The following is a 19,079-nucleotide window of genomic DNA, read 5'->3' on the forward strand; positions in this document are numbered from 1 at the left end:
GCGCGGCTCACGAACGGCGAGTCCGTGAGCCGCGCGCGGGTACCGCCCCGCACCGAGCCTTCGGCCTACGCCCCGGACACCGCGCGCGACAGGCGCAGCGGCGCCTCGACGGCGTCGGCGGCGCCGAGTTCGCGCACCGCCTCCCGCCGCGTCGCCGCGACCGGAGCCGCGAGCTGAGCCAGGGTCGCCGCCGGGGCGTGGACCGTCAGCTCGAAGTCGCGGCGCGTCTTGGCGTCCGGGGCGAGCGGCAGGCGGATGCGGCCGTCCGCGACCATCCGGCGGACCCGGCTGCGGCTGAGGCCGAGGCCGGACATGAGCAGGCGTTCGACCCGGGCCGGGACCGGCAGCTCGAAGCTCACCAGCACCGTCAGCGGGGTCGGATCGTCGATCGCGTGGAGCGGCGTGCGTGCCTCCAGCTCCCAGGTGCCGCTCCAGTCCAGGCTGTAGCCGTTCTTGGCGGCGAGCGACGCACTCATCGTCAGTTCCCGCACCACGGCGAGGTCGTTGTTCTCGTACGCCTCCCTGCGGGCGGGTTCCAGCGACGACGTGTGGACGCGCTCGTGGACGGGCACCTTCGAGGTCCGGTCGCAGCCCGCGCAGCTGAGCAGCAGCCAGACGTCGAGGAGCTTGCCGTTGGCGTTTACACGGATCTTGCCCGAAGGCCGGTGCCGCGTGCCGGAGCAGTCCGGGCAGCTGCGGACGACGGTGGGCAGCGCGGACTGGCGCACAGCCCAGTGGGCCTTGCGTTCGGTATGCATGGTGGTCTGTTTCCTGGTTCAGCAGGAACGCGCGCAGGCCGGATCGGCTGGATCGGCCGGGGCTCCTGGGATCTGACGAGTGCTCATGAGGGCGCGTGTCATCGCCTCGGGGCGGGTGGCCGCATGGCGGGCGTCCCGAGGTCGATCGCGCAACAGGTCGTGTCTCTCCGTGGCAACTCGCGACAGCGCGTCTCATCGCCTCGGGACATGGCCACATGGCGGCATGGCCGAGCGCCGAGGGCGGTCGATCGCGTGAGCGCGCGTGTCATCGCCTCAGCGCGGCCGGTGGCCCGGCGCAGAGGTCGATCGCGTAGGGGTGAGTTGCCACGTGGCAGTCGTCAGCACAGGTACATGCCGCACATCGTGATCTGGGCCGCGCTCCACCGCAACCGGTTTTTCGGACCAACGCCGTCAGACCAGCGCCGCCAGTTCCCCGCGCGAGCCGACGCCGAGCTTCGGACAGGCCTTCCAGAGGTGGTAGCCGACCGTTCGCGAACTCAGGAAGAGCTGGGCGGCGATGTCTCGGTCGGACATCCCCTGGGCGGCGAAGCGGACGATCTGCGTCTCCTGGGGCGTCAGGCCGGCGTAGTGCTCCGGTGATGCGCACGGCGGTCGTCACCCGCCAGGTTGGAGCGCCGGCCTTGACCAGCCGGTTCGCTGCCCCGGGCGGTGACAACCGCCGTGACCAGGCGAGGCAGGTGACGACAATCTCGACCACTTGGTGACAGCTGGCGCGACCACGGCGAGGCGAACGCGCAGGTCGTAGGGCGCCCCGGGTGGCAACTGCCTCGGCCGGTCACAGGGGGCCTAGCCTGCGGGTATGGCGATCAACGGCTTCGGTGTGACCGAGTTCCAGCTGGTGCTGCTGCGCCGGATGGCCGACTACCGGCCCGACCTGGTCGAGGACGCGGTACGGCGGCTGGGCGCCACCCGGGCCTCGATGCGGGAGGCGAACAAGCGGTGGCAGGCGATGGTCCGGGCGCCCGGGTTCCCGCGCGGGGCCGCCCGGTACGCGGCCGTGCTCGGGCCGGCGGAGGCGAGTGTGCCGCGGCGGATCGGGGACCTGGCGTGCACCGCGCGGCAGTGGGTGCCGCCGCTCTGGCCCGGGCTGCGGTTCGAGGTCCTGCTCGGGCCGGCGGAGATCGGCTCGCCGGTGCTGAACGAGTGGCTGGTGCGGGCGGCGGGGGTGCCGGGGCCCGCGATGCGGACCCTGGCCGACCTGGTGCCGTGGGGCTGTGTGGTGGCGGACGTGGGTGCCGCCTTCCCGTCCGCGGTGCCGCGCGAGGGGAGTGCGCCGAACCGCTTCCGGCTGGACTTCGACGCCGCGGACGGCGCCGGTCGGGTCGGCCGGTGGACGGCGGACTTCACCTGGGGGCTGCTCCAGGAGGTCCGTCCGGCGGACGGGCCGGCGGGTGGGTCGGCGGACGGGGCAGGCTTCCGAGTGGCTGAGTGATGCAAGGAGATATTCAGTTAATGCCTTTGATTTGCAGGCCAACGGCGAAGTGTGGCAGCATAATCGCAGACACTGTAGAGGCTTGACATCGGAAAGCGAAGGATCATGTCGGACGGCGCCCGCGTCATCGTCGGAGTCAGCGGATCACTGCACAGCCTGACCGCCCTGCACCGGGCCGCGGAGGAGGCCCGGGAGCGGCAGGCCACCCTGGTCCCGGTGCTCGCCTGGACCCCGGTCGGCGGCGAGCGCAACTACCGCGCGCGGCCGTGCCCGCCGCTGCTGCGCGCCTGGCAGGACCTCGCCGACGCCCGGATGGACAACGCGCTGGAGCGGGCCTTCGGCGGCCTCCCGATCGGGGTGCCGGTGCGGCCGCTGGTCGTGCGCGGCGACGCCGGCACGGTGCTGACCGGGCTGGCCGACCGCCCCGGTGACCTGCTGGTGGTCAGCACCGGGGAGCAGGCCGGCGCGCGCACCCGGCTGCGCCGGCTGACGCGCCGCTCGGTCACCCGCCACTGCCTCGACCACGCGCGCTGCGGCGTGCTCGTCGTCCCGCCGTCCACGCTCCACGAGGACCTGCGCGCCCTGCACCGCGGCATCGACCTGCGGGAGTTGGTCGCGGCCTGACGGTCCGCCGGGAAAACGGTCAGGACCTCGTCAGGACCCGTGCACCGTCCGGCCGTCGACCACGGTGCGGGTGGGGAGCAGATCGCGCAGCGCGTCCGCCGGGCAGGTCAGCGGGTCGAGCGGCCACACCGTGAGGTCGGCGAACGCCCCCGGCCGCAGGCTGCCGCGGGCGGCGCCCTCACCGGTCAGGCGGGCGGCGTTCACGGTGTGCAGCGCGACCGCCTCGGACCGCTCGATCGCGTGCTCGGGGCCGACCACCCCGGCCGTGGTGCCCCGCGTCGTCATGCCCCAGACCGAGACCATCGCGCCGTACGGGCCGACCGGGAAGTCCGAGCCGCCGGTGAGCAGCGCGCCCTCGTCCAGCCACTCGCGCAGCGGGAAGAGCGCGGCCGTGCGCTCCTCGCCCCAGGCCCGCTGCTGGGCGAGCGCGCCGTCGTGCAGCAGCGGGTGCTGGACGGTCACCGGGATGCCGAGCGCGATCGCGCGGGCCCGCTGGTCGGGGCGGGCCAGCCCGCCGTGCTCGACCACCAGGGTGCCGGGCGGCAGGCCGGGGCGGAGCTTGAGCACCTGCTCGAACACGTCCAGCAGGACGCGCAGACCCCGGTCGCCCCAGGCGTGCACGCCGACCCGCCAGCCGCGTCCGACCACCCGGTCCACCGCCGCGAGCAGCTCGGCCGGCTCCCAGAGCAGCCGGCCGTGGTAGCACGGCTGTCCCTGGTACGGCTCCTCCAACGCGCCCGCCTCGAAACCGCCGTCGATGCCGAACTTGACACCCCACAGCCGCAGTCGGTCGTCGTCGCGGCCGTCCGCGCGCCACTCGTCCATCCGGTCCAGCAGCGCGTCCACCTGCTCGGCCGTTCGTGCGGCGAAGCCGGAGACCAGGGCCCGCACCCGGACCGCGAGGGCGCCCTCGGCCCGGGCCGCGTCCAGTACGTCGAGGTCCTCGACCGGGACGAGGCAGTCGCGGACGGTGCCGATCCCGGTGGCGGCGTAGTCCGCCGAGGCGGCCCGCAGACCGTCGATCCGCTCGGCGAGGGTGGGCCGGGGCAGCACCCGCTCGACCGGTTCGACCGCCCGGTTGATCAGCCGGCCGGTCAGCCGCCCGTGCTCGTCACGCTCGATCACGCCGCCGGGCGGCGCCTCGGTGGCCCCGGTGATCCCGGCCAGCCGCAGCGCGGCCGAGTTGAGCACCATGTTGTACGCGCCGCGGCGCACCAGCACCGGGTGGTCGGTGGTGGCGCCGTCCAGCTCCTCGGTGGTGGGCATCCGCTGCTCGGCCAGCAGTACCTCCTGCCAGTTCACCGTGGTGTGGATCCACTCCCCGGCGGGGGTGCGGGCGGCGCGCTCGCGGATCAGGTCGAGGAACCCGGCGAGGTCCCGGGCCCGGTGGACCGGCACGCCGTGGACACTCTGCGCGGCCAGGATCAGGTGGGTGTGGGTGTCGTCGAAGGCGGGCAGCACGGTCGAGCCCGGGACGTCCACGACCTCGGTGGCCGGTCCGATCAGGGCGTCCAGGCCGTCGGGGGCGGGGGAGAGGGCGGTGATCCGGCCGCCGGTGACGGCGACCGCGCGCCGCGGCGGCTCGCCGGGCACGAGGGTGTGCACGGCACCGGCCCGGATCAGCAGGTCGACGGGCGGCTGGGGGGTCATGACGGCTCCTCGGGGTGGGACAGACCGGTCACCTTCTCGACGTACCGCAGACTGGGCTCCGCGAGCAGCCCGTGCAACTCGGTGAAGAGGGCCCGGGCCGGGACGGCGTTCCAGTCGGCGGGCAGCAGTCGCGCGGGCAGCCCCGGGTCCAGGTAGGGCAGGCGGCGCCACTGGGTGAGCATCGGAACGTAGTCGCGGAACGCCTCGGCCGGGTCGATCCGGGCTGCCCGTCGCCCGCCCGGTCCCTGCGGCTCCGACGGTCCCCGCTCCGCTGCGGACCCCCGCGGCTCCGCCGGCGTCCGCAGCTCCGCCGGCGTCCGCAGCTCCGCCGGCGTCCGCAGCTCCGCGGCCACCGGGTGCCAGGCGTCGGTGAAGGCCGCGTACTGCGCCTCGATGGCCGGAAGGTCCCACCAACTCGCCACCGCCGTCCGGAGGTCGGCGAAGCCGGCGTACTCGGCGGAGAGGAAGAGGTGGACGTAGGCGCTCAGCCCGAGGCGTTCCAGCAGGCGACGGGCGTCCGGCAGCATCCGGGCGGGGGCCAGCCAGACGCCGGGGGCGGCGTTGCCGAAGCCGAGCCAGCTCAGCCGGGAGCGCAGCTGGTGGCGGTGGGCGCGCTCGGACTCGGGTACCGAGAAGACCGCCACCACCCAGCCGTCGGCGAGCTCGGCCGGCTCCAGGCTGTGGAAGATCCGGCGGTCGCCCTCCTCGAACACCGGCCCCATCGCGGGGGCGAGCCGGTAGCCGGTGCCCGTGCGGCGCTCCTGGAGGAGGGTGCCCGCCTTCTTCAACCGGGACATCGCCGAGCGGACCGCGGGGCCGTCGACGTCCAGTTCGGCCATCAGCGCGATCAGGTCGGCGATGGATATCCAGCCGCCGAGCCGGCGGACGAACTCGCCGTAGACGGTGTGGATCAGGGAACTCGGCCGGGGCGTGCTCTCCGACATGCGCGCTCCTCCCCGGCGGTCGGCGGTGACCCGGTCTCCGGTGGCGGCCCGGTGACCGGTGGCGATCATAGCGGTGCTCCCCGGCGCCCCGGGGGTGGTCCGGTGGCCCGCTGGTTCAGACCTCTGCGTAGGCCCCGGAGAGCAGGTGCCCGGCGCCGGGTGCCACGGCGGGCAGGCCGAGGGCGCGGAGCAGTTGGTGCGCGGTGCAGATCGAGGCCGACACAACCGGCTTGCCCAGCTGCTGTTCGGCCTCCTCGACGGCGGACAGCGAGGGCATCTGCACGCACGCGGAGAGCACCACGGCGTCCGCCTCGGCGTGCGCGAGGCTGCGGGCGATCGCGGGTAGCCGGGCCGGGTCGTGGGCGGCCACGTCGAGGTTGTCGGCGATCTCCAGGGCGGCGTGGTCGAGCACCTCGACGCCCTCCTGCGCGAGGTAGTCGACGACGGTCCGGGCCAGCGGCCGCAGGTACGGGGTGACCATCGCGACCTTCTTGGCGCCGAGCGTCCGCAGTCCGGCGACCAGGGCGCCGGCGCTGGTGACCACGGGGGCGGGCGCGCCGTTCTCGACGGTGCGCCGGTGCAGCCGCCGTTCGGCCTCGCGGTGGTAGCCGGGGCCGGTGGCCATCACGGCGACCAGACAGGCGTAGCCGATCACGTCCACCCGGGCGTCCGAGAGTTCGGCGGCGCAACGGTCCGACTCGCCGTCCATGGCGCGCAGTTGCTCGGGGGTGACCCTGGTCATCCGCATCCGGCTGGAGTGGAACGTGAACCGTTCGGGGGCGACGGTCTCGCGGGCCCGCAGCAGGGCGGGGACCTCGGTCTCCATGGTGACGTTGGAGCTCGGGACGATCTGGCCGATCCGGTACGTCGACATCGGGTGAGGGGTCCTTTCCTCGGACGGGCTGCGCGGGCTGCGCGGGCTGCACGGGCTGCACGGGCTGTGCGGTGGTCCTGCCTCAGCGGGCGTCGATCACGGGGTTGGCGAGGGTGCCGATCCGCTCGATGGTGGCCTCGACCAGGTCGCCGGGCTGCAGGAACTGCGGCGGCACCATGCCGGCGCCGACCCCGGAGGGGGAGCCGGTGGCGATCACGTCGCCCGGTTCCAGGGTGACGCCGGAGGAGATGTCGGCGATCAGCCGGGCGATGCCGAACAGCATGTGGCGGGTGTTGGAGTCCTGCCGCAGTTCGCCGTTGACCTTCAGCGAGAGGTCGAGCCGCTGCGGGTCGGGGATCTCGTCGGCGGTCACCACGGCGGGGCCGAACGGCGCGTAGCTGTCCTGGCCCTTGGAGAAGAACCACTGTCCGGAGCGGCGCTGGTCGCGGGCGCTGACGTCGTTGACGATGCTGTAGCCGAACACGTGCCGCAGGGCGTCCCGTTCGGCGACCTGGAAGGCGGTTTCGCCGATCACCACGGCGAGTTCGCACTCCCAGTCGAGCTGTTTGGTGAGGTTCGCGTTGTGCCGGATGGGCTGGCCCGGGCCGGTGACGGCCGTGGACGGCTTGCCGAACAACACGGGACGGTCCGGCAGTTCGCGGTCGGTGTCCAGGGTGCGGTGCGACTCGGCCACGTGCTCCACGTAGTTGAGGCCGACGCCGACGATCTTGCCGGGGCGCAGCGGTGCCCGCAGCGACACCTCGGACAGCGGCCGGGTGGCGGGCGCTCCCGCGACCAGCCCGCGCGCGGTGGCCAGGGCCGGTGCCCCGGCGCGGATCAACCCGAGCAGGCTGTCGGGCAGTTGCGATCCGGTGGCGGTGGCGAGGGCGGTGAGGTCCGCGACCCGGTCCCCGGCGAGCAGTGCGCCGAGGCGCGGGGTGTCGTCGCCGTCGGCGCAGTAGGTGAGCAGGTGCATGGTGGTGGGTCTCCCGGTCAGGCGGTGGTCGTGGTGGGCTGGTGCCCGTCGTGGTCCGGGTAGGACTCCTCGCGGTACAGGCCGAGCGAGTGCGTCACCGGGAAGTCGTTGAAGGAGAACAGGCAGGCGTCCTCGCCCTGGTCGAGGTTCGCGTGCTCGTGCCAGGCCCAGGACGGGACGACGAAGATGTCGCCCTGCTGCCACTCGAAGCGCTGTCCGGCGACCACCGAGGCGCCGCGCCCCTTGGCCGCCGTGTAGACCACCGAGCCGGTGTGCCGGTGTGCGCGGGTGGCCTGGCCCGGGCGCAGCAGCTGCAGGTGGGCGGCCATCGTCGGCATCACCGGGCCGCCGGTCACCGGGTTGGTGTACTCCATGATGACGCCGTCGTACGGCGATCCCTCGCTCGCGCGGGCGAGTCGGCACAGCGCCTCGTAGCTGGGTTCCCAGGGCCAGCCGAACAGCGGCGAGTACGGCCGGGTCCACTTCTCGACGCCGTACGGCAGCAGGTTGCCGCCGTAGCTGAGCAGCGAGGAGTTCACCACCGGGCCGGGGCGCTGGTACAGCTCGGGGTGGACCTCGTAGAAGTTGGCGTCGAGCGTGTTGACCAGCGGGATGTCCAGGCCGTCCTGCCAGATCACCGGGGCGTCGTCGGACTCGTTGCCGTGCTCGTGCCAGGTGTTGTTGGGGGTGATCGCGAAGTCGCGCGGGCCGACCTTGAGCCGCTGGCCGTCCACGATGGTCCAGGCGCCGGTGCCCTCGTGGACGAAGCGCAGTGCGGAGGCCTGGTGGCGGTGCGCGGTCATCGCCTCGCCGGGGCCCATGATCTGCAGGCCGGTGTACAGCAGGCCGACGGCGGCGCTGAGTTCGCGGCGGCCGGGGTTGACCAGCATGACCACCCGGCGGCCGGCGTCGTCGGCCTTGACCAGGGGCAGCGCTTTGCGTACCAGCGGGCGCAGGTCCGCGTAGCGCCAGAGCACCGGGACGGACTTGGGCTGCGGGTACCAGGGCTCGATCTCGTTCGCCACCGTCCACAGTGCGCCGGCCGAGTGCTCGGCCAGCTCCTCGTAGTAGGCGAGGAGTTCGGGGCTCTCGGTGACTCTTGCGCGGCCGATCCGGTCGTCGTCGTGGTCCTTGTCGTGGTCCTTGTCGCGGGCCTCGTCGTGTGGGAGGCCCTTGCGGTTCGAGCGGCCGTCGGGACCGGTCATGACTCCTCCTCGGGGAACACCAGGGGCCGCAGCGGACGGTCGTCCACGTGCAGCCGGAACACGTCGAAGCGGTTGTAGTGGCCGACGATGTCGTGCATCTGCTTGGGCTGGATGCAGCGGCCGAGGTCGATCTCGGCGTAGACGATGCCCTCCTCGTCCACCAGGGGTTCGGTGACGGCCCGCCCGTCCGGGCCGAAGATCCCGGACAACGCGCTGCGCGGACGGGCGAGTTGCTTGCGCAGCTGCTGGTCGTCGCCGGCGATCAGGTCCACGATCTCGGGTGAGATCGTGGAGCAGGAGACCACGGTGAACAGCTTGCCCTCGAAGCAGTGGGCCGAGGCGCGCAGCGCGATGGCCTCCGCCATGTCGTAGTCCTCGGGGGCCACCGGCAGGGCGATGTAGCTCGCGGCGTGGACGAGTTCGCCCTGGGCGAGCAGGGTGAAGCGGGCCAGGGTGTTGGTGTTCTCGCCGCAGGCGAGCGCGCCGAGCGGGCCGACGGCGGTGCGGTGCACCTTCAGGGTGCTGCCGTCGCCCTGGGTCCAGGTCAGCTTCTCGGCCCAGGTCGGCACCAACTTGCGGTGGACGCTGAGCAGTCCGCCGTCCGAGTCGATGATCAGCAGGGTGTTGTACAGCACCCCGAGGCTGTGCCGGCCGCGCTCGTTGACGCCGATCACCAGCACCACGCCGGCCTGCCGGGCGGCGGCACGCAGGGTGTCCACGTACGGGCCGGGGACGTCCACGGCGGCCCGGTACAGGCGCTCGTACCAGGGCGAGCCCTGCACCGGGTTCATCGTCCAGTTCCAGTACGGGTAGCCGGGTACGAAGACCTCGGGGAAGACCACCAGTTCGGCGCCGTGGCCGGCCGCCTCCTGGATCAGCGCGACGGCCTTGTCGACGGTGGCGGCCGGGTCCAGGTAGACGGGCGCGGCCTGGACGGCGGCGGCGGTGAAGCGGGGCAGGTGGGGCACGGTGCTCGTCACTCCTCGGGCGGGGTCGGCAGCCAGCGGCGGTGGACGGGGGCGGGCGGCTCGCGCAGCAGCTGCAGCCGCGGGGCGACCCGGTCGGCGCCGGGGCCGGGCGGCTTGCGGCTGCCCGCCAGCCAGGGCTCGGGCCAGCGGGCGCCCGGGCCGGTGTAGCCCTGGTCGGCGGCGGCGTGCAGGGTCCAGAGCGGGTCGTGCAGCTGGGCCCGGCCGACCGCGACCAGGTCGGCCCGTCCGGCCAGCAGGACGGAGTTGGCGTCGTCGGGGCCGGAGATCGCGCCGACCGCGACGGTCGGCAGTCCGGTGGCGGCGCGGACCAGTTCGGCGAAGGGCGTCTGGTACCCGCGCCCGTACGGCGGACGCTGGTGCGCCACCACCTCGCCGGTGGAGACGTCCACCGCGTCCGCCCCGGCCTCGGCCAGCGCGCGGCAGATCGCCACCGCCTCGGCCTCGGTGGTGCCGCCGGGCGCCCAGTCGCTCGCCGAGATCCGGACCAGCAGCGGCTGTCCGGCCGGCCAGGCGGCGCGCACCGCGGTCAGCACCTCCAGCGGGAGCCGCAGCCGGTGGGCGAGCGGACCGCCGTGGCGGTCGGTGCGCTGGTTGGTGAGCGGGGAGAGGAACGAGGAGACGAGGTGCCCGTGGCCGAACTGCAGCTCCAGCACATCGAACCCGGCCCGCGCCGCGCGCTCGGCGGCCGCCGCGAAGTCCGCCGTGACGGCGGCCAGTTGGAGGTCGTTGGCCTCGTGCGGCACCGGGCTGTCGGCGTCCCACGGGATCGCCGAGGCGGACAGCAGCGGCCAGCCCCCGGCGAGCGGGCGCCCGATGCCGTCCGGTCCGGGGACGGCGGTGGCGCCCCGGCGTCCGGCGTGGGTCAGCTGGATGCCGAGCGGGGTGTCGCTCACGGCCTTGACGGCGCGGACGAGTTCGCGCCAGGCGCCCTCCTGGCGGTCGGTCCACAGGCCCGGGCAGCGGTCGGTGGCCCGGCCCTCGGCGCTGACCGCGGTCATCCCGGCGAGGACCAGCCCGGCGCCGCCGAGCGCGTGTCCGGTCAGCTGGGCCCGGTCGAAGGCGCCGGGCAGCGTGTCGGGGGAGGTGAAGGTCGCGAGCGGCGGCACCACGACGCGGTTGCGCAGCTCCAGCGCGCCCAGTTTCAGTGGCCGGAACATCGGCGGCACCCCGGGCGAGCCGCCGAAGGCGGTGTCCACGGCGTCCACGAAGGCGGCGTCGCGGGCCCGGAGGTTGCCGTAGGTGACCCGACGGCTGCGGGTGAGCAGGTTGAAGGCGAACCGGTCGATGTCCTGCCCGGTGCGCCGCCCGACGGTCTCGAACCACTCCAGGCTGGCCTGCGCGGCGCGCTGGGTGGACTCCACCACCGGGCGCCGCTCGGCCTCGTACGCGGCCAACGCCTCGTCCAGGGAGGGATGTTCGCCCAGTGCGGCGGCCAGGGCGAGGGCGTCCTCCAGGGCCAGTTTGGTGCCCGAGCCGATCGAGAAGTGCGCGGAGTGCGCGGCGTCGCCGAGCAGCACCACGTTGCGGTGGTGCCACCGCGCGTTCCGCACCGTGGTGAAGCGGATCCAGCGGGAGGCGTTGGGGATCAGCCGGTGGCCGTCCAGGTGGCCGGCGAGCAGCTCCGCGCAGCGCCGCACGCTCTCCGTGTCGCTCTCGCCGCGGGCGAACTCCCGTGCGGCGAGGGCCTCGAAGCCGGCCCGGCGCCAGGCGTCCTCGGCGATCTCCACGATGAAGGTCGAGCGGGTGGCGCTGTACGGGTAGGCGTGCACCTGCAGGGTGCCGAAGTCGAACCGCTCGACGATGAAGGTGAAGGCCTCGAAGACCTTGTCGGTGGCGAGCCAGATGTAGCGGCAGTGCCGTTCGTCCGCGTCGGGGCGGAAGGCCTCCGGGTAGGTCGCCCGGGTGCCGGAGCGGATGCCGTCGGCGGCCACCACCAGGTCGTACCCGGCGGCGAGCCGTTCGACGGGCGGGGCGGGGGTGCGGTAGCGCACGTCCACGTCGAGTTCGGCGCAGCGCTCGCGCAGGATGGCGCGCAGCCGGTTGCGGTCCAGGGCGGCGAAGCCGTGCCCGCCGCTGGTGCGCACCCCGCCCGCGTAGCGGACGTCGACGTCGCTCCAGCGGGCGAACTCGGCGCCGATCGCGGCGAAGACCTGCGGGTCGGCCTGGGCGATGCCGTCCAGGGTCTCGTCGGAGAAGACCACGCCGAAGCCGGACTCGTCCTCCCGGCCGTCCCGTTCGAAGACGGTGATCTCCCGCTCCGGGGCCGCCCGCTTGGCCAGGGCGGCGAAGTAGAGCCCGCCGGGGCCGGCGCCGATCACCGCGATCCGGCGCGCCCGGGTGCCGGGGCCCGCCGCCGGACGGGCCCCGGCCGCGCCGGTCACGCGACCACCTCCGGCTGCTGCGGTCCGGACTCGGTCAGTGCCCGGCGCACCCGGACGGGCCACGGCTCGGCGCCCTTGGTGTGCGGCGCCGCGTGCACCACCGACATCCGGCCGCTCGCGGCCAGGCCCTGCGGGCCGTGCACCTCGAAGGCGTAGTGCAGCGAGGAGCCGCCGACCCGGACCACCCGCAGCTCGGTGCGGACCACGTCCCCGAACCAGAGCCGTTCGCGGTAGTCGGCCTCGAAGTGCACCCGGGGGATGCGCCCGAACAGCTCCGCCAGCCCGAGCCGGCGCAGCAGCGCCGCCTCCGCCGCCTCGGCCCAGCGCTGCACGGCGGAGAAGTGGTAGTGCCCGGCCGCGTCGGTGTCGGACCACTCGACCCGACGCTCGATCGCGACGCTGGCCGGGGTGAGCGAGGCCCGCCGCCGCAGTTCGGCGCGGTGCAGCTTGCCGGTCGCGGTGCGCGGCAGCTCGGTGACGAACTCCACCACCCGCGGGTACTTGTACGGGGCGATGGTGCGCTTGACGTGCTCCTGGAGGTCGCGCACCGCGTCCGGCCCGTCCGGTGCGCCGGCGCGCAGCACCACGTACGCGGTGACCACGCTGCCGCGCCGTTCGTCGGGCGTGCCGACCACGGCGCAGTCGGCCACGTCGGGGTGCGTGGCGAGCGCCTGCTCGACCTCGGGCCCGGCGATGTTGTAGCCGGCCGAGACGATCATGTCGTCGTTGCGCGCCTGGTACCAGAAGTAGCCGTCCCGGTCCCGGACGTAGGTGTCGCCGGTGAGGTTCCAGCCGTCCAGGACGTAGCTCGACTGGCGTTCGTCGTCCAGGTAGCGGCAGCCGGTCGGACCCTTGACGGCGAGCAGCCCGGGTTCGCCGTCGGGCACCGGGCGGCCCTGCCCGTCCAGTATCGCGGCGCGGTAGCCGGGGACGGGCTTGCCGGTGGCGCCGGGGCGGACGGACTCGTCGGCGGCGGAGATGAAGACGTGCAGCAGCTCGGTGGCGCCGATGCCGTCGATCAGCCGCTGCCCGGTGGCGGCGTGGAAGGCCTGCCAGACGGCGGCGGGCAGCGGTTCGCCGGCCGAGACGCAGCGCCGCACCCCGGCCAGCCGGTCGGCCAGTCCGGCGGCCAGGATCGCCCGGTAGGCGGTCGGTGCGGTGAACAGCACGCTGACCCGGTGCCGCCGGACGTGTTCGGCCAGCTGCTCGGGCGTGGCCTGCTCCAGCAGCAGGCTGGCGGCGCCGGCCCGCAGCGGGAAGACCAGCAGGCCGCCGAGGCCGAAGGTGAAGCCGAGCGGCGGGGTGCCGGCGAAGAGGTCGTCGGGGGTGGGGTGGAGCAGGTGGCGGGAGAAGGTGTCCGCGTTGGCGAGCACGTCGCGGTGGAAGTGCAGGGTGGCCTTGGGGCGCCCGGTGGTGCCCGAGGTGAAGGCGATCAGCGCGACGTCGTCGGCGGCGGTCGGGACGGCGGTGAAGCCGGGTGGCTTGGCGGCGCAGCGGGCGGTGAGGTCCTCGGGGCCGTCGCCGCCGTAGGGGACGATCCGCAGGCCGGGGGCTCGTGCCCGGTCGAGGTCGGCCAGGTAGCGGTGGTCGCACAGGGCCAGGGCGGGCTTCGCGATTTCGGCCAGCTGGGTCAGTTCGGTGGCGCGCAGCAGCGGCATGGTCGTGACGACCACCCCGCCGGCCTTCAGGACCCCGAGCCAACAGGCGGCCAGCCAGGGTGTGTTGGGGCCGCGCAGCAGCACCCGGTTGCCGGTGGCGAGGCCGAGGTCCTCGGTCAGCAGGCGGGCGATCCGGTCGGCGTGGTCGCGCAGTTCGCCGTAGGACCACTGCTCGGTGGGGGTGAGCAGGCAGCGTCGGTCCGGTCCGAGGCGGTCGATGGTGTCGTCGAGCAGGGCGGCGGCGCAGTTCAGGCGGTCCGGATAGGCCAACTCCGGTAGTTCGAAAAGGAGTTCCGGCCACTGATCGAAGGGTGGAAGGTGGTCTCGGCAGTACGTGTCCACGTGCGCCGAGGGGGAGAGCTCCATGGGCGGCACCTCGTCGTGCGAGCGGGAGTGAGGCCAGTATGGCGCTTCGGTGACGCCAGTCAAGAGAGCGATACATGCATTCGGGCGATGCCGCCGGACCCCGGCGGCGCGCGGCGCTCGCCCCCGCGCGGGGGTGGGGCGGGCCCTCCGCCGGGGTGGGGCGGGCCACACTCCTGCGCCGACCACGGGTCCGGCGGGCACCGGCTGGTGCAGAGTGGAGACGTCGAAACACGGGGGCGAGGAGCGGGGATGTCGGAACAGTCGGTGTCGTGGGGCGTACGCGCCGGAGCGGGGTTCGTCCGGGCCTGTGCGGTCGCGGCCGTCACCCTGCTGGTCCCGGCAGTGTGGGCCGCCGCCGTCGCGCTGGGGATCCGGTGGGGGCCGGCGAACCCGTGGTCGTGGCTGCTGCCGGTCGTCCTGGTGTGCACCGGCACGCTCGCCCTCGCCCGCCCGGTCTGCCGGACCGTGCGCCACCTGGTCGAGCGGTGGACCGGCACGGCCGTGCCCGCCGGTTACCGGGAGCGCGGGCCGGTCACCCGGATGTCCACCGGCTACTGGTGGAACGGGCACTCCTACGAGCGCAGCCGCCGCGACGCCGTCATGGACCAGGCGTGGCGGACCTGGTGGGGCGACCCGGCCACCTGGCGCGACCTGCGGTTCACCGGGATCGCGCCGTTCACGGCGGGCCTGGCCGCGGCCGTCCCGCCGGCCGCCGCGGCCGGTGCGCTCCTCGGCCTGCTCCGGCCGGAGCCGCTCGCGCACGCCGCCGGGGCGCTGGCCGCGGTCGTGGCCGTCGCCTCCGCCCCGTACGCCTGGCGGCTGTGCGAGCCGGTGGCGGTCCGCCACCTCGGCCCCTCCGCCGCGATGCGGCTGGCCGCCCGGGTGGAGGAACTGACCGCCCAACGTGCGGACGTGACGGTCGCCCAGGCCGCCGAGATCCGCCGGATCGAGCGGGACCTGCACGACGGGGCGCAGGCCGGCCTGGTCGCGCTCGGACTCTCCCTCGCCACCGCCGAGAAGCTGATGGAGACCGATCCGGCGCGGGCCAGGGCCCTGATGCGGGCCGCGCGGTCGGGCGCCGCGAGTTCGCTGGCCGAACTGCGGGACCTGGTCCGGGGGATCAATCCGCCGGTGCTGACCGAACGCGGGCTGGTCGACGCCGTCCGCGCCCTCGCCCTGAACAGCCCGCTCGACGTGACCGTGGCCGTCGACCGGCCCTTCCGGCCGGAACCGCCGATCGAGTCCGCCCTGTACTTCGGGATCGCCGAACTGCTCACCAACGCCTCCAGGCACGCCCGGGCGACGAGCGTGCGGATCGCCGTCGCGCACAGCGGGACCGGCATCGTCGTCGACGTCGAGGACGACGGTCGCGGCGGAGCGGTGCCGGGTGGTGCGGGCGGACTGGCCGGGCTGCGGCGCCGACTCGCGGTGTTCGACGGCACCCTGGAGATCACCAGCCCCGAGGGCGGACCGACCCGGGCGACGATGATGGTGCCATGCGAATCGTCGTAGCCGAGGACCTGTACCTGCTCCGGGACGGAATGGTCCACCTCCTGGAGGCCTACGGGCACGAGGTGGTGGCCACCGCCGCCACCGGCCCCGAGACCCTCGACGCCCTGCTGACCCACCGCCCGGACGCCGCCGTCGTCGACGTCCGCATGCCGCCGACCCAGTCGGACGAGGGCCTGCGGGCGGCCCTCGCCGCCCGACGCGAGGTACCGGGGCTACCGGTGCTGATCCTCTCCCAGCACGTCGAGCAGCTGTACGCCCGCGAGCTCCTGGCCGACGGCGCCGGCGGCATCGGCTACCTCCTCAAGGAGAGCGTGTTCGACGGCGAGCAGTTCGTCGACGCCCTGGAGCGGGTCGCCCGGGGCGGGACGGCCATGGACCCGGCCGTCATCGCCGCACTGGTCTCCTCCGCCCCGTCGAACCGGCGCCTCGACCGGCTCACCGAGCGCGAGCAGGAGGTGCTCGCCCTGATGGCCGAGGGCCTCTCCAACCAGGCCGTCGCCCGGCGGCTGTTCCTCAGCGACAGCGCGATCAGCAAGTACACCACCTCGATGTTCGGCAAGCTCGGGCTCACCGACGACGAGAACGGCAACCGGCGGGTCCTCGCGGTCCTCGCGTACCTCGACAAGCCCTGACCGTCAGCCGGTTGCGGCCGCGGTCGAGGCGGCCGCGTCGGGGGTGCGGCCGTCCTGGGCCTGCCGGGCGCGCTCGCCGAGCAGCTCGGCGAACACCGTCAGCCAGGGCGCGGTGACGGCGGCACCCGGCCCGTCGTCGCGCACCAGGAGCAGCACGGCGCCGACCCGGACCAGCGCCACCGCCGTCGACGAACCGTGGGTCCGGACGGCACTCTGGTCGCCGATCCGGGGGAGGGCCACCGACCCCGAGTCCTCGCCGGCGGTGCGGTCGAGCGTGGCGCCGAAGGCCCGGGCGGCCGTTTCGGGCGAGCCGAAGGCGACCGCGGTGAAGTTCGCGGTCCGGATGTCCGCCGCACCGAACCGAACTGTGGCGTAGGCGAGTTGCTGATCGCAGGAATCCGGCAGCAGGCACGGCACGTCGGCGCCCGAACCCGTGCCCGACTCCGGCCCGCTCCGCACCTCCCACCCGGCCGGCATGGCCCGCGCGTCGGGCAGCACGCCCCGCACCAGCGCAGGGTCGCGCAGCGGCTGCGCGGCGTGCGCCAGACCGGGGCCGCCCGGCTTCAGCAGCGGGCGCGAGCCCAGGTGAATGCCGAGGGCGACCAGGGCGGCGATCAGGACCAGCGCCAGGGCCACCACGATCCCGGCACTGCTGCGGCGCGCGGCGAGGGCCCGGGCCCGGGCGTCCGCGGGGCCGACCCGCAGCTGGACGGTCGTCGGGCCGGTCGGCGGAGACCCGGCACCGGTCCGCAGCTGGACGGTGCTCGGCCCGGTCCGCAGCTGCACGGTCGACGGATCGGTGGACCGTCCCAGCCCGGTGGTCGCCAGGTACTGCGCGAACGCCTCGTCGGTGGCGAGCAGATGGGCGACCGCGGCGGTCAGCTGCGCCCGCGCCTGCACGTCCTCCGGGCCCGTCTCGGCCGAGGCCAGTGCCCGCGCCCCCTCCGGCACCATCCGCAGCCGTGCCCGCACCACGTCCGCCACCGCCTGGTGCGGCCCGCCGGCCAGCAGTGCCTCCACGACGTCGGGTACCATCTCGCGGCCGTCCCCCATGGCAACTCCCCTTGCCGGACCAGTCGTTCTCCCCAGGATCCCGGACCGGTCGGTACTTCGTACGCCCGCCGACACGGAACGGAGACGCAACTGCAACCGCTCCCGGACGGTGACGGGGCCGGTGGGGCCAGTGGGACGGAGAGTCGGGCGGTGCGGTGGGTCGGGCGGGGTGGTGAGTCGGGCGGTGCGGGCCGGGGCCGACCGGCCGCGGTCCACCGGTGCGGGCCCATCAGCCGAACCCGACCGGTCCGACCGGCAGCCGCCCCACCTGCCGGGCCGGCCGGTCGGACCGCACCACGGCGCCCTCCCGGAAGCGGACGAAGAGCGTGTGGTCCGGGGCGGCGTGTCGCGGCTCGCGTCCCGGCCGTTGACGGAGATCGGGACGCAGGCGTCCTTGGCGCGGAGGTCCAGGCCGGGTTCCGGGACGGCCGGCCGGCAGAAGCGGTCCCGACCGACGCACGCGGGACCGGAGCCGACCACGGCGAAGAACGCCTCCTCGACCGACCCCACCGGCCGGCTCTCCAGGGCGAGTAAACCCCGGGAGCAGCTCGGCGACCCGCGCGCCGCGATCAGCTTCCGGACTTCCTCACCGGACCCGGACCTCCTCGCCGGGCCCGGTCCCGGAGCGGTGCGGAGCAGTGAGGATCGACGCAGCCGGACACGGCCTCGTGGAAGGCCGCCGTCATGTGCACTGCCTCGGCCGGTGTCCGGGTCTGTGCCCCGGCGCTGACCTGCACCCCGCAGTCCACGGGGGCGGCGAGGTCGAGCAGGCGCCGGGCTGTCTGGCGGGCCGTTCGCCGGGAGGGCGTCCGCAGGATCGGGAGGGCGCTCGACGTGCTCGTGCCGCAGGAGCGTGGCAGAGGCGATTTCGCAGGTCACAAGGTGCCGCCCGTCAGCACACTCCGTCGGCACACTCTGCGACGCGATCCGTCGGCGCGGTCCGTCAGCGCAGGTCGAAGACCAGCCGGGCGGAGACCCGGCCGGCCAGCACCTGGTCGAAGCAGGCGTTGACCTCCTCCAGCCGCCGGGTCTCCCGGATTACCCGGGTCCGGCCGAGGGCGTGCAGGCGGAACACCTCGGCGAGGTCCTCGCGGGTGCCGACGATCGAGCCGATCACCCTGGTGCCGTTCAACACCGTGTCGAAGACCGGCAGTTCGAGCTTCCCGCCGGCCGGGAGCGCCACCAGGACGAGCGTGCCGCCGCGCCGCAGCGCGCCGTACGCGGCCTGGAAGGAGGCGTTGCTGACGGCGAGCGCGACGGCCGCGTGGGCGCCGCCGAGCGCCTGGACCTCGGCCGCGACGTCCTGGCTGCGGGCGTCGAGGACGTGGTCGGCGCCGAGGTCGCGGGCGAGGGCGAGCTTGTCGTCGATGACGTCGACGGCGATGGTCTCGGCGCCGCAGATCCGGGCGTACTGGAGCGCGAGGTGGCCGAGCCCGCCGATGCCGGAGACCAGTACCCGGGTGCCCGGTCCGGCGCCGGAGACCTTGAGTGCCTTGTACGTGGTGACGCCCGCGCAGGACAGCGGCGCGGCGTCCAGCGGGTCGATGCCTTCCGGGACGGGGACGACGTAGTCGCCGTGCGCGAGCGCGTGCTCGGCGTAGGCACCGTCCACCGAGTAGCCGCTGTTGTGCTGCCGGGGGCAGAGCGTCTCCCAGCCGGACACACACTGGTCGCACCGCCCGCAGGCGTCGGCGAGCCACGGGATGGCGACCCGCTCGCCTACCCGGACGTGCCGGACCAGCTCGCCCGCCGCCTCCACGACTCCGACGCCCTCGTGCCCGGGGACGAACGGCGGGGTCGGCCTGACCGGCCAGTCGCCGCGGGCGGCGTGGATGTCGGTGTGGCAGAGGCCGGAGGCCTCGATCCGGACCCGGACCTGGTGCGCGGCCGGCTCGGGCACCGGTCGGTCCTCGATGACCAGCGGTGCGGTGAAATCGCGGACGACGGCGGCCTTCATGCGCTGCTCCCTCTGGCGTCCGGGCCGGTGCCGGTGACGGGGCGGGC

At 74.5% G+C, this 19,079-nt stretch carries 15 protein-coding genes and 2 pseudogenes; 4 read left to right on the forward strand and 13 right to left on the reverse strand.

Annotated features, from left to right (window positions below; genetic code table 11):
* Window positions 1-65: 65 nt before the first annotated feature.
* Both AB0D10_RS20510 and AB0D10_RS20515 read right to left on the reverse strand, forming a co-directional pair.
* The gene (locus AB0D10_RS20510) at window positions 66-758 is read right to left on the reverse strand and encodes a DUF1062 domain-containing protein (protein ID WP_360258145.1); all 693 of its coding nucleotides are present in this window, start codon (window positions 756-758) and stop codon (window positions 66-68) included.
* A gap of 411 nt (window positions 759-1,169) precedes the next feature.
* Window positions 1,170-1,337 (reverse strand): annotated as a pseudogene (locus AB0D10_RS20515) (helix-turn-helix transcriptional regulator); the annotation flags it as partial.
* 241 nt (window positions 1,338-1,578) lie between these two features.
* On the opposite strand from AB0D10_RS20515, the gene AB0D10_RS20520 reads away from it, so the two are divergent.
* Window positions 1,579-2,211: a hypothetical protein gene (locus AB0D10_RS20520; protein ID WP_360258147.1), complete on the forward strand. Its 633-nt coding sequence runs from the start codon at window positions 1,579-1,581 to the stop codon at window positions 2,209-2,211.
* Between the two features lie 105 nt (window positions 2,212-2,316).
* On the forward strand, window positions 2,317-2,835 hold the full coding sequence (locus AB0D10_RS20525) for a universal stress protein (protein WP_360258150.1): 519 nt from the start codon (window positions 2,317-2,319) through the stop codon (window positions 2,833-2,835).
* 30 nt (window positions 2,836-2,865) lie between these two features.
* Here AB0D10_RS20525 and AB0D10_RS20530 read toward each other — a convergent pair whose 3' ends face one another.
* The 9 genes and pseudogenes from AB0D10_RS20530 to AB0D10_RS20570 form a co-directional block, all read right to left on the reverse strand.
* Entirely contained in the window at window positions 2,866-4,485 is a 1,620-nt protein-coding gene (locus AB0D10_RS20530) for an amidohydrolase (protein ID WP_360258153.1), read from the reverse strand.
* Window positions 4,482-5,429 (reverse strand): PaaX family transcriptional regulator C-terminal domain-containing protein, encoded by a 948-nt coding sequence (locus AB0D10_RS20535; protein WP_360258156.1) that lies wholly within the window; start codon window positions 5,427-5,429, stop codon window positions 4,482-4,484. Before AB0D10_RS20535 ends, AB0D10_RS20530 begins: the two co-directional genes overlap by 4 nt.
* 115 nt (window positions 5,430-5,544) lie before the next feature.
* Window positions 5,545-6,303 (reverse strand): Asp/Glu racemase, encoded by a 759-nt coding sequence (locus AB0D10_RS20540; RefSeq protein WP_360258158.1) that lies wholly within the window; start codon window positions 6,301-6,303, stop codon window positions 5,545-5,547.
* Between the two features lie 82 nt (window positions 6,304-6,385).
* Window positions 6,386-7,279 (reverse strand): fumarylacetoacetate hydrolase family protein, encoded by an 894-nt coding sequence (locus AB0D10_RS20545; protein WP_360258160.1) that lies wholly within the window; start codon window positions 7,277-7,279, stop codon window positions 6,386-6,388.
* A gap of 17 nt (window positions 7,280-7,296) precedes the next feature.
* Complete coding sequence (locus AB0D10_RS20550; RefSeq protein WP_360258163.1) at window positions 7,297-8,484, reverse strand: cupin domain-containing protein; 1,188 nt, start codon at window positions 8,482-8,484, stop codon at window positions 7,297-7,299.
* Complete coding sequence (locus AB0D10_RS20555; RefSeq protein WP_360258165.1) at window positions 8,481-9,452, reverse strand: carbon-nitrogen hydrolase family protein; 972 nt, start codon at window positions 9,450-9,452, stop codon at window positions 8,481-8,483. The genes AB0D10_RS20550 and AB0D10_RS20555 overlap by 4 nt, the downstream gene beginning before the upstream one ends.
* A gap of 8 nt (window positions 9,453-9,460) precedes the next feature.
* Window positions 9,461-11,854 carry an FAD-dependent monooxygenase gene (locus tag AB0D10_RS20560; protein WP_360258168.1) on the reverse strand — a complete coding sequence of 798 codons (2,394 nt, stop codon included), beginning with the start codon at window positions 11,852-11,854 and terminating at the stop codon, window positions 9,461-9,463.
* On the reverse strand, window positions 11,851-12,300 hold the full coding sequence (locus AB0D10_RS20565) for a thioesterase family protein (protein WP_360258264.1): 450 nt from the start codon (window positions 12,298-12,300) through the stop codon (window positions 11,851-11,853). The genes AB0D10_RS20560 and AB0D10_RS20565 overlap by 4 nt, the downstream gene beginning before the upstream one ends.
* Window positions 12,280-13,878: pseudogene (locus AB0D10_RS20570) on the reverse strand (AMP-binding protein); the annotation flags it as partial. The pseudogene AB0D10_RS20570 and the gene AB0D10_RS20565, both read right to left, overlap by 21 nt.
* A gap of 249 nt (window positions 13,879-14,127) precedes the next feature.
* Here AB0D10_RS20570 and AB0D10_RS20575 point away from each other — a divergent pair.
* On the forward strand, window positions 14,128-15,390 hold the full coding sequence (locus AB0D10_RS20575) for a histidine kinase (protein ID WP_360258170.1): 1,263 nt from the start codon (window positions 14,128-14,130) through the stop codon (window positions 15,388-15,390).
* Complete coding sequence (locus tag AB0D10_RS20580; protein WP_360258172.1) at window positions 15,375-16,022, forward strand: response regulator transcription factor; 648 nt, start codon at window positions 15,375-15,377, stop codon at window positions 16,020-16,022. The genes AB0D10_RS20575 and AB0D10_RS20580 overlap by 16 nt, the downstream gene beginning before the upstream one ends.
* 3 nt (window positions 16,023-16,025) lie before the next feature.
* On the opposite strand, the gene AB0D10_RS20585 is transcribed toward AB0D10_RS20580, so the two are convergent.
* Together AB0D10_RS20585 and AB0D10_RS20590 are read right to left on the reverse strand one after the other, a co-directional pair.
* Window positions 16,026-17,075, reverse strand: a complete 1,050-nt coding sequence (locus AB0D10_RS20585) for a hypothetical protein (protein WP_360258174.1) — start codon at window positions 17,073-17,075, stop codon at window positions 16,026-16,028.
* Between the two features lie 943 nt (window positions 17,076-18,018).
* On the reverse strand, window positions 18,019-19,032 hold the full coding sequence (locus tag AB0D10_RS20590; RefSeq protein ID WP_360258175.1) for a zinc-dependent alcohol dehydrogenase: 1,014 nt from the start codon (window positions 19,030-19,032) through the stop codon (window positions 18,019-18,021).
* Between the last annotated feature and the right edge of the window lie 47 nt (window positions 19,033-19,079).

It is taken from the genome of Kitasatospora sp. NPDC048545, assembly GCF_040651155.1.
In the GTDB taxonomy this organism is placed as follows: Bacteria; Actinomycetota; Actinomycetes; order Streptomycetales; family Streptomycetaceae; genus Kitasatospora.

What these genes read in the sequence shown, in the direction of transcription:
- AB0D10_RS20540 (WP_360258158.1), bottom strand. Translation starts at nt 6,303, where the DNA reads ATGTCGACGTACCGGATCGGCCAGATCGTCCCGAGCTCCAACGTCACC.
- AB0D10_RS20510 (WP_360258145.1), bottom strand. Translation starts at nt 758, where the DNA reads ATGCATACCGAACGCAAGGCCCACTGGGCTGTGCGCCAGTCCGCGCTG.
- AB0D10_RS20525 (WP_360258150.1), top strand. Translation starts at nt 2,317, where the DNA reads ATGTCGGACGGCGCCCGCGTCATCGTCGGAGTCAGCGGATCACTGCAC.
- AB0D10_RS20590 (WP_360258175.1), bottom strand. Translation starts at nt 19,032, where the DNA reads ATGAAGGCCGCCGTCGTCCGCGATTTCACCGCACCGCTGGTCATCGAG.
- AB0D10_RS20530 (WP_360258153.1), bottom strand. Translation starts at nt 4,485, where the DNA reads ATGACCCCCCAGCCGCCCGTCGACCTGCTGATCCGGGCCGGTGCCGTG.
- AB0D10_RS20580 (WP_360258172.1), top strand. Translation starts at nt 15,375, where the DNA reads ATGCGAATCGTCGTAGCCGAGGACCTGTACCTGCTCCGGGACGGAATG.
- AB0D10_RS20550 (WP_360258163.1), bottom strand. Translation starts at nt 8,484, where the DNA reads ATGACCGGTCCCGACGGCCGCTCGAACCGCAAGGGCCTCCCACACGAC.
- AB0D10_RS20585 (WP_360258174.1), bottom strand. Translation starts at nt 17,075, where the DNA reads ATGGGGGACGGCCGCGAGATGGTACCCGACGTCGTGGAGGCACTGCTG.
- AB0D10_RS20520 (WP_360258147.1), top strand. Translation starts at nt 1,579, where the DNA reads ATGGCGATCAACGGCTTCGGTGTGACCGAGTTCCAGCTGGTGCTGCTG.
- AB0D10_RS20535 (WP_360258156.1), bottom strand. Translation starts at nt 5,429, where the DNA reads ATGTCGGAGAGCACGCCCCGGCCGAGTTCCCTGATCCACACCGTCTAC.
- AB0D10_RS20545 (WP_360258160.1), bottom strand. Translation starts at nt 7,279, where the DNA reads ATGCACCTGCTCACCTACTGCGCCGACGGCGACGACACCCCGCGCCTC.
- AB0D10_RS20575 (WP_360258170.1), top strand. Translation starts at nt 14,128, where the DNA reads ATGTCGGAACAGTCGGTGTCGTGGGGCGTACGCGCCGGAGCGGGGTTC.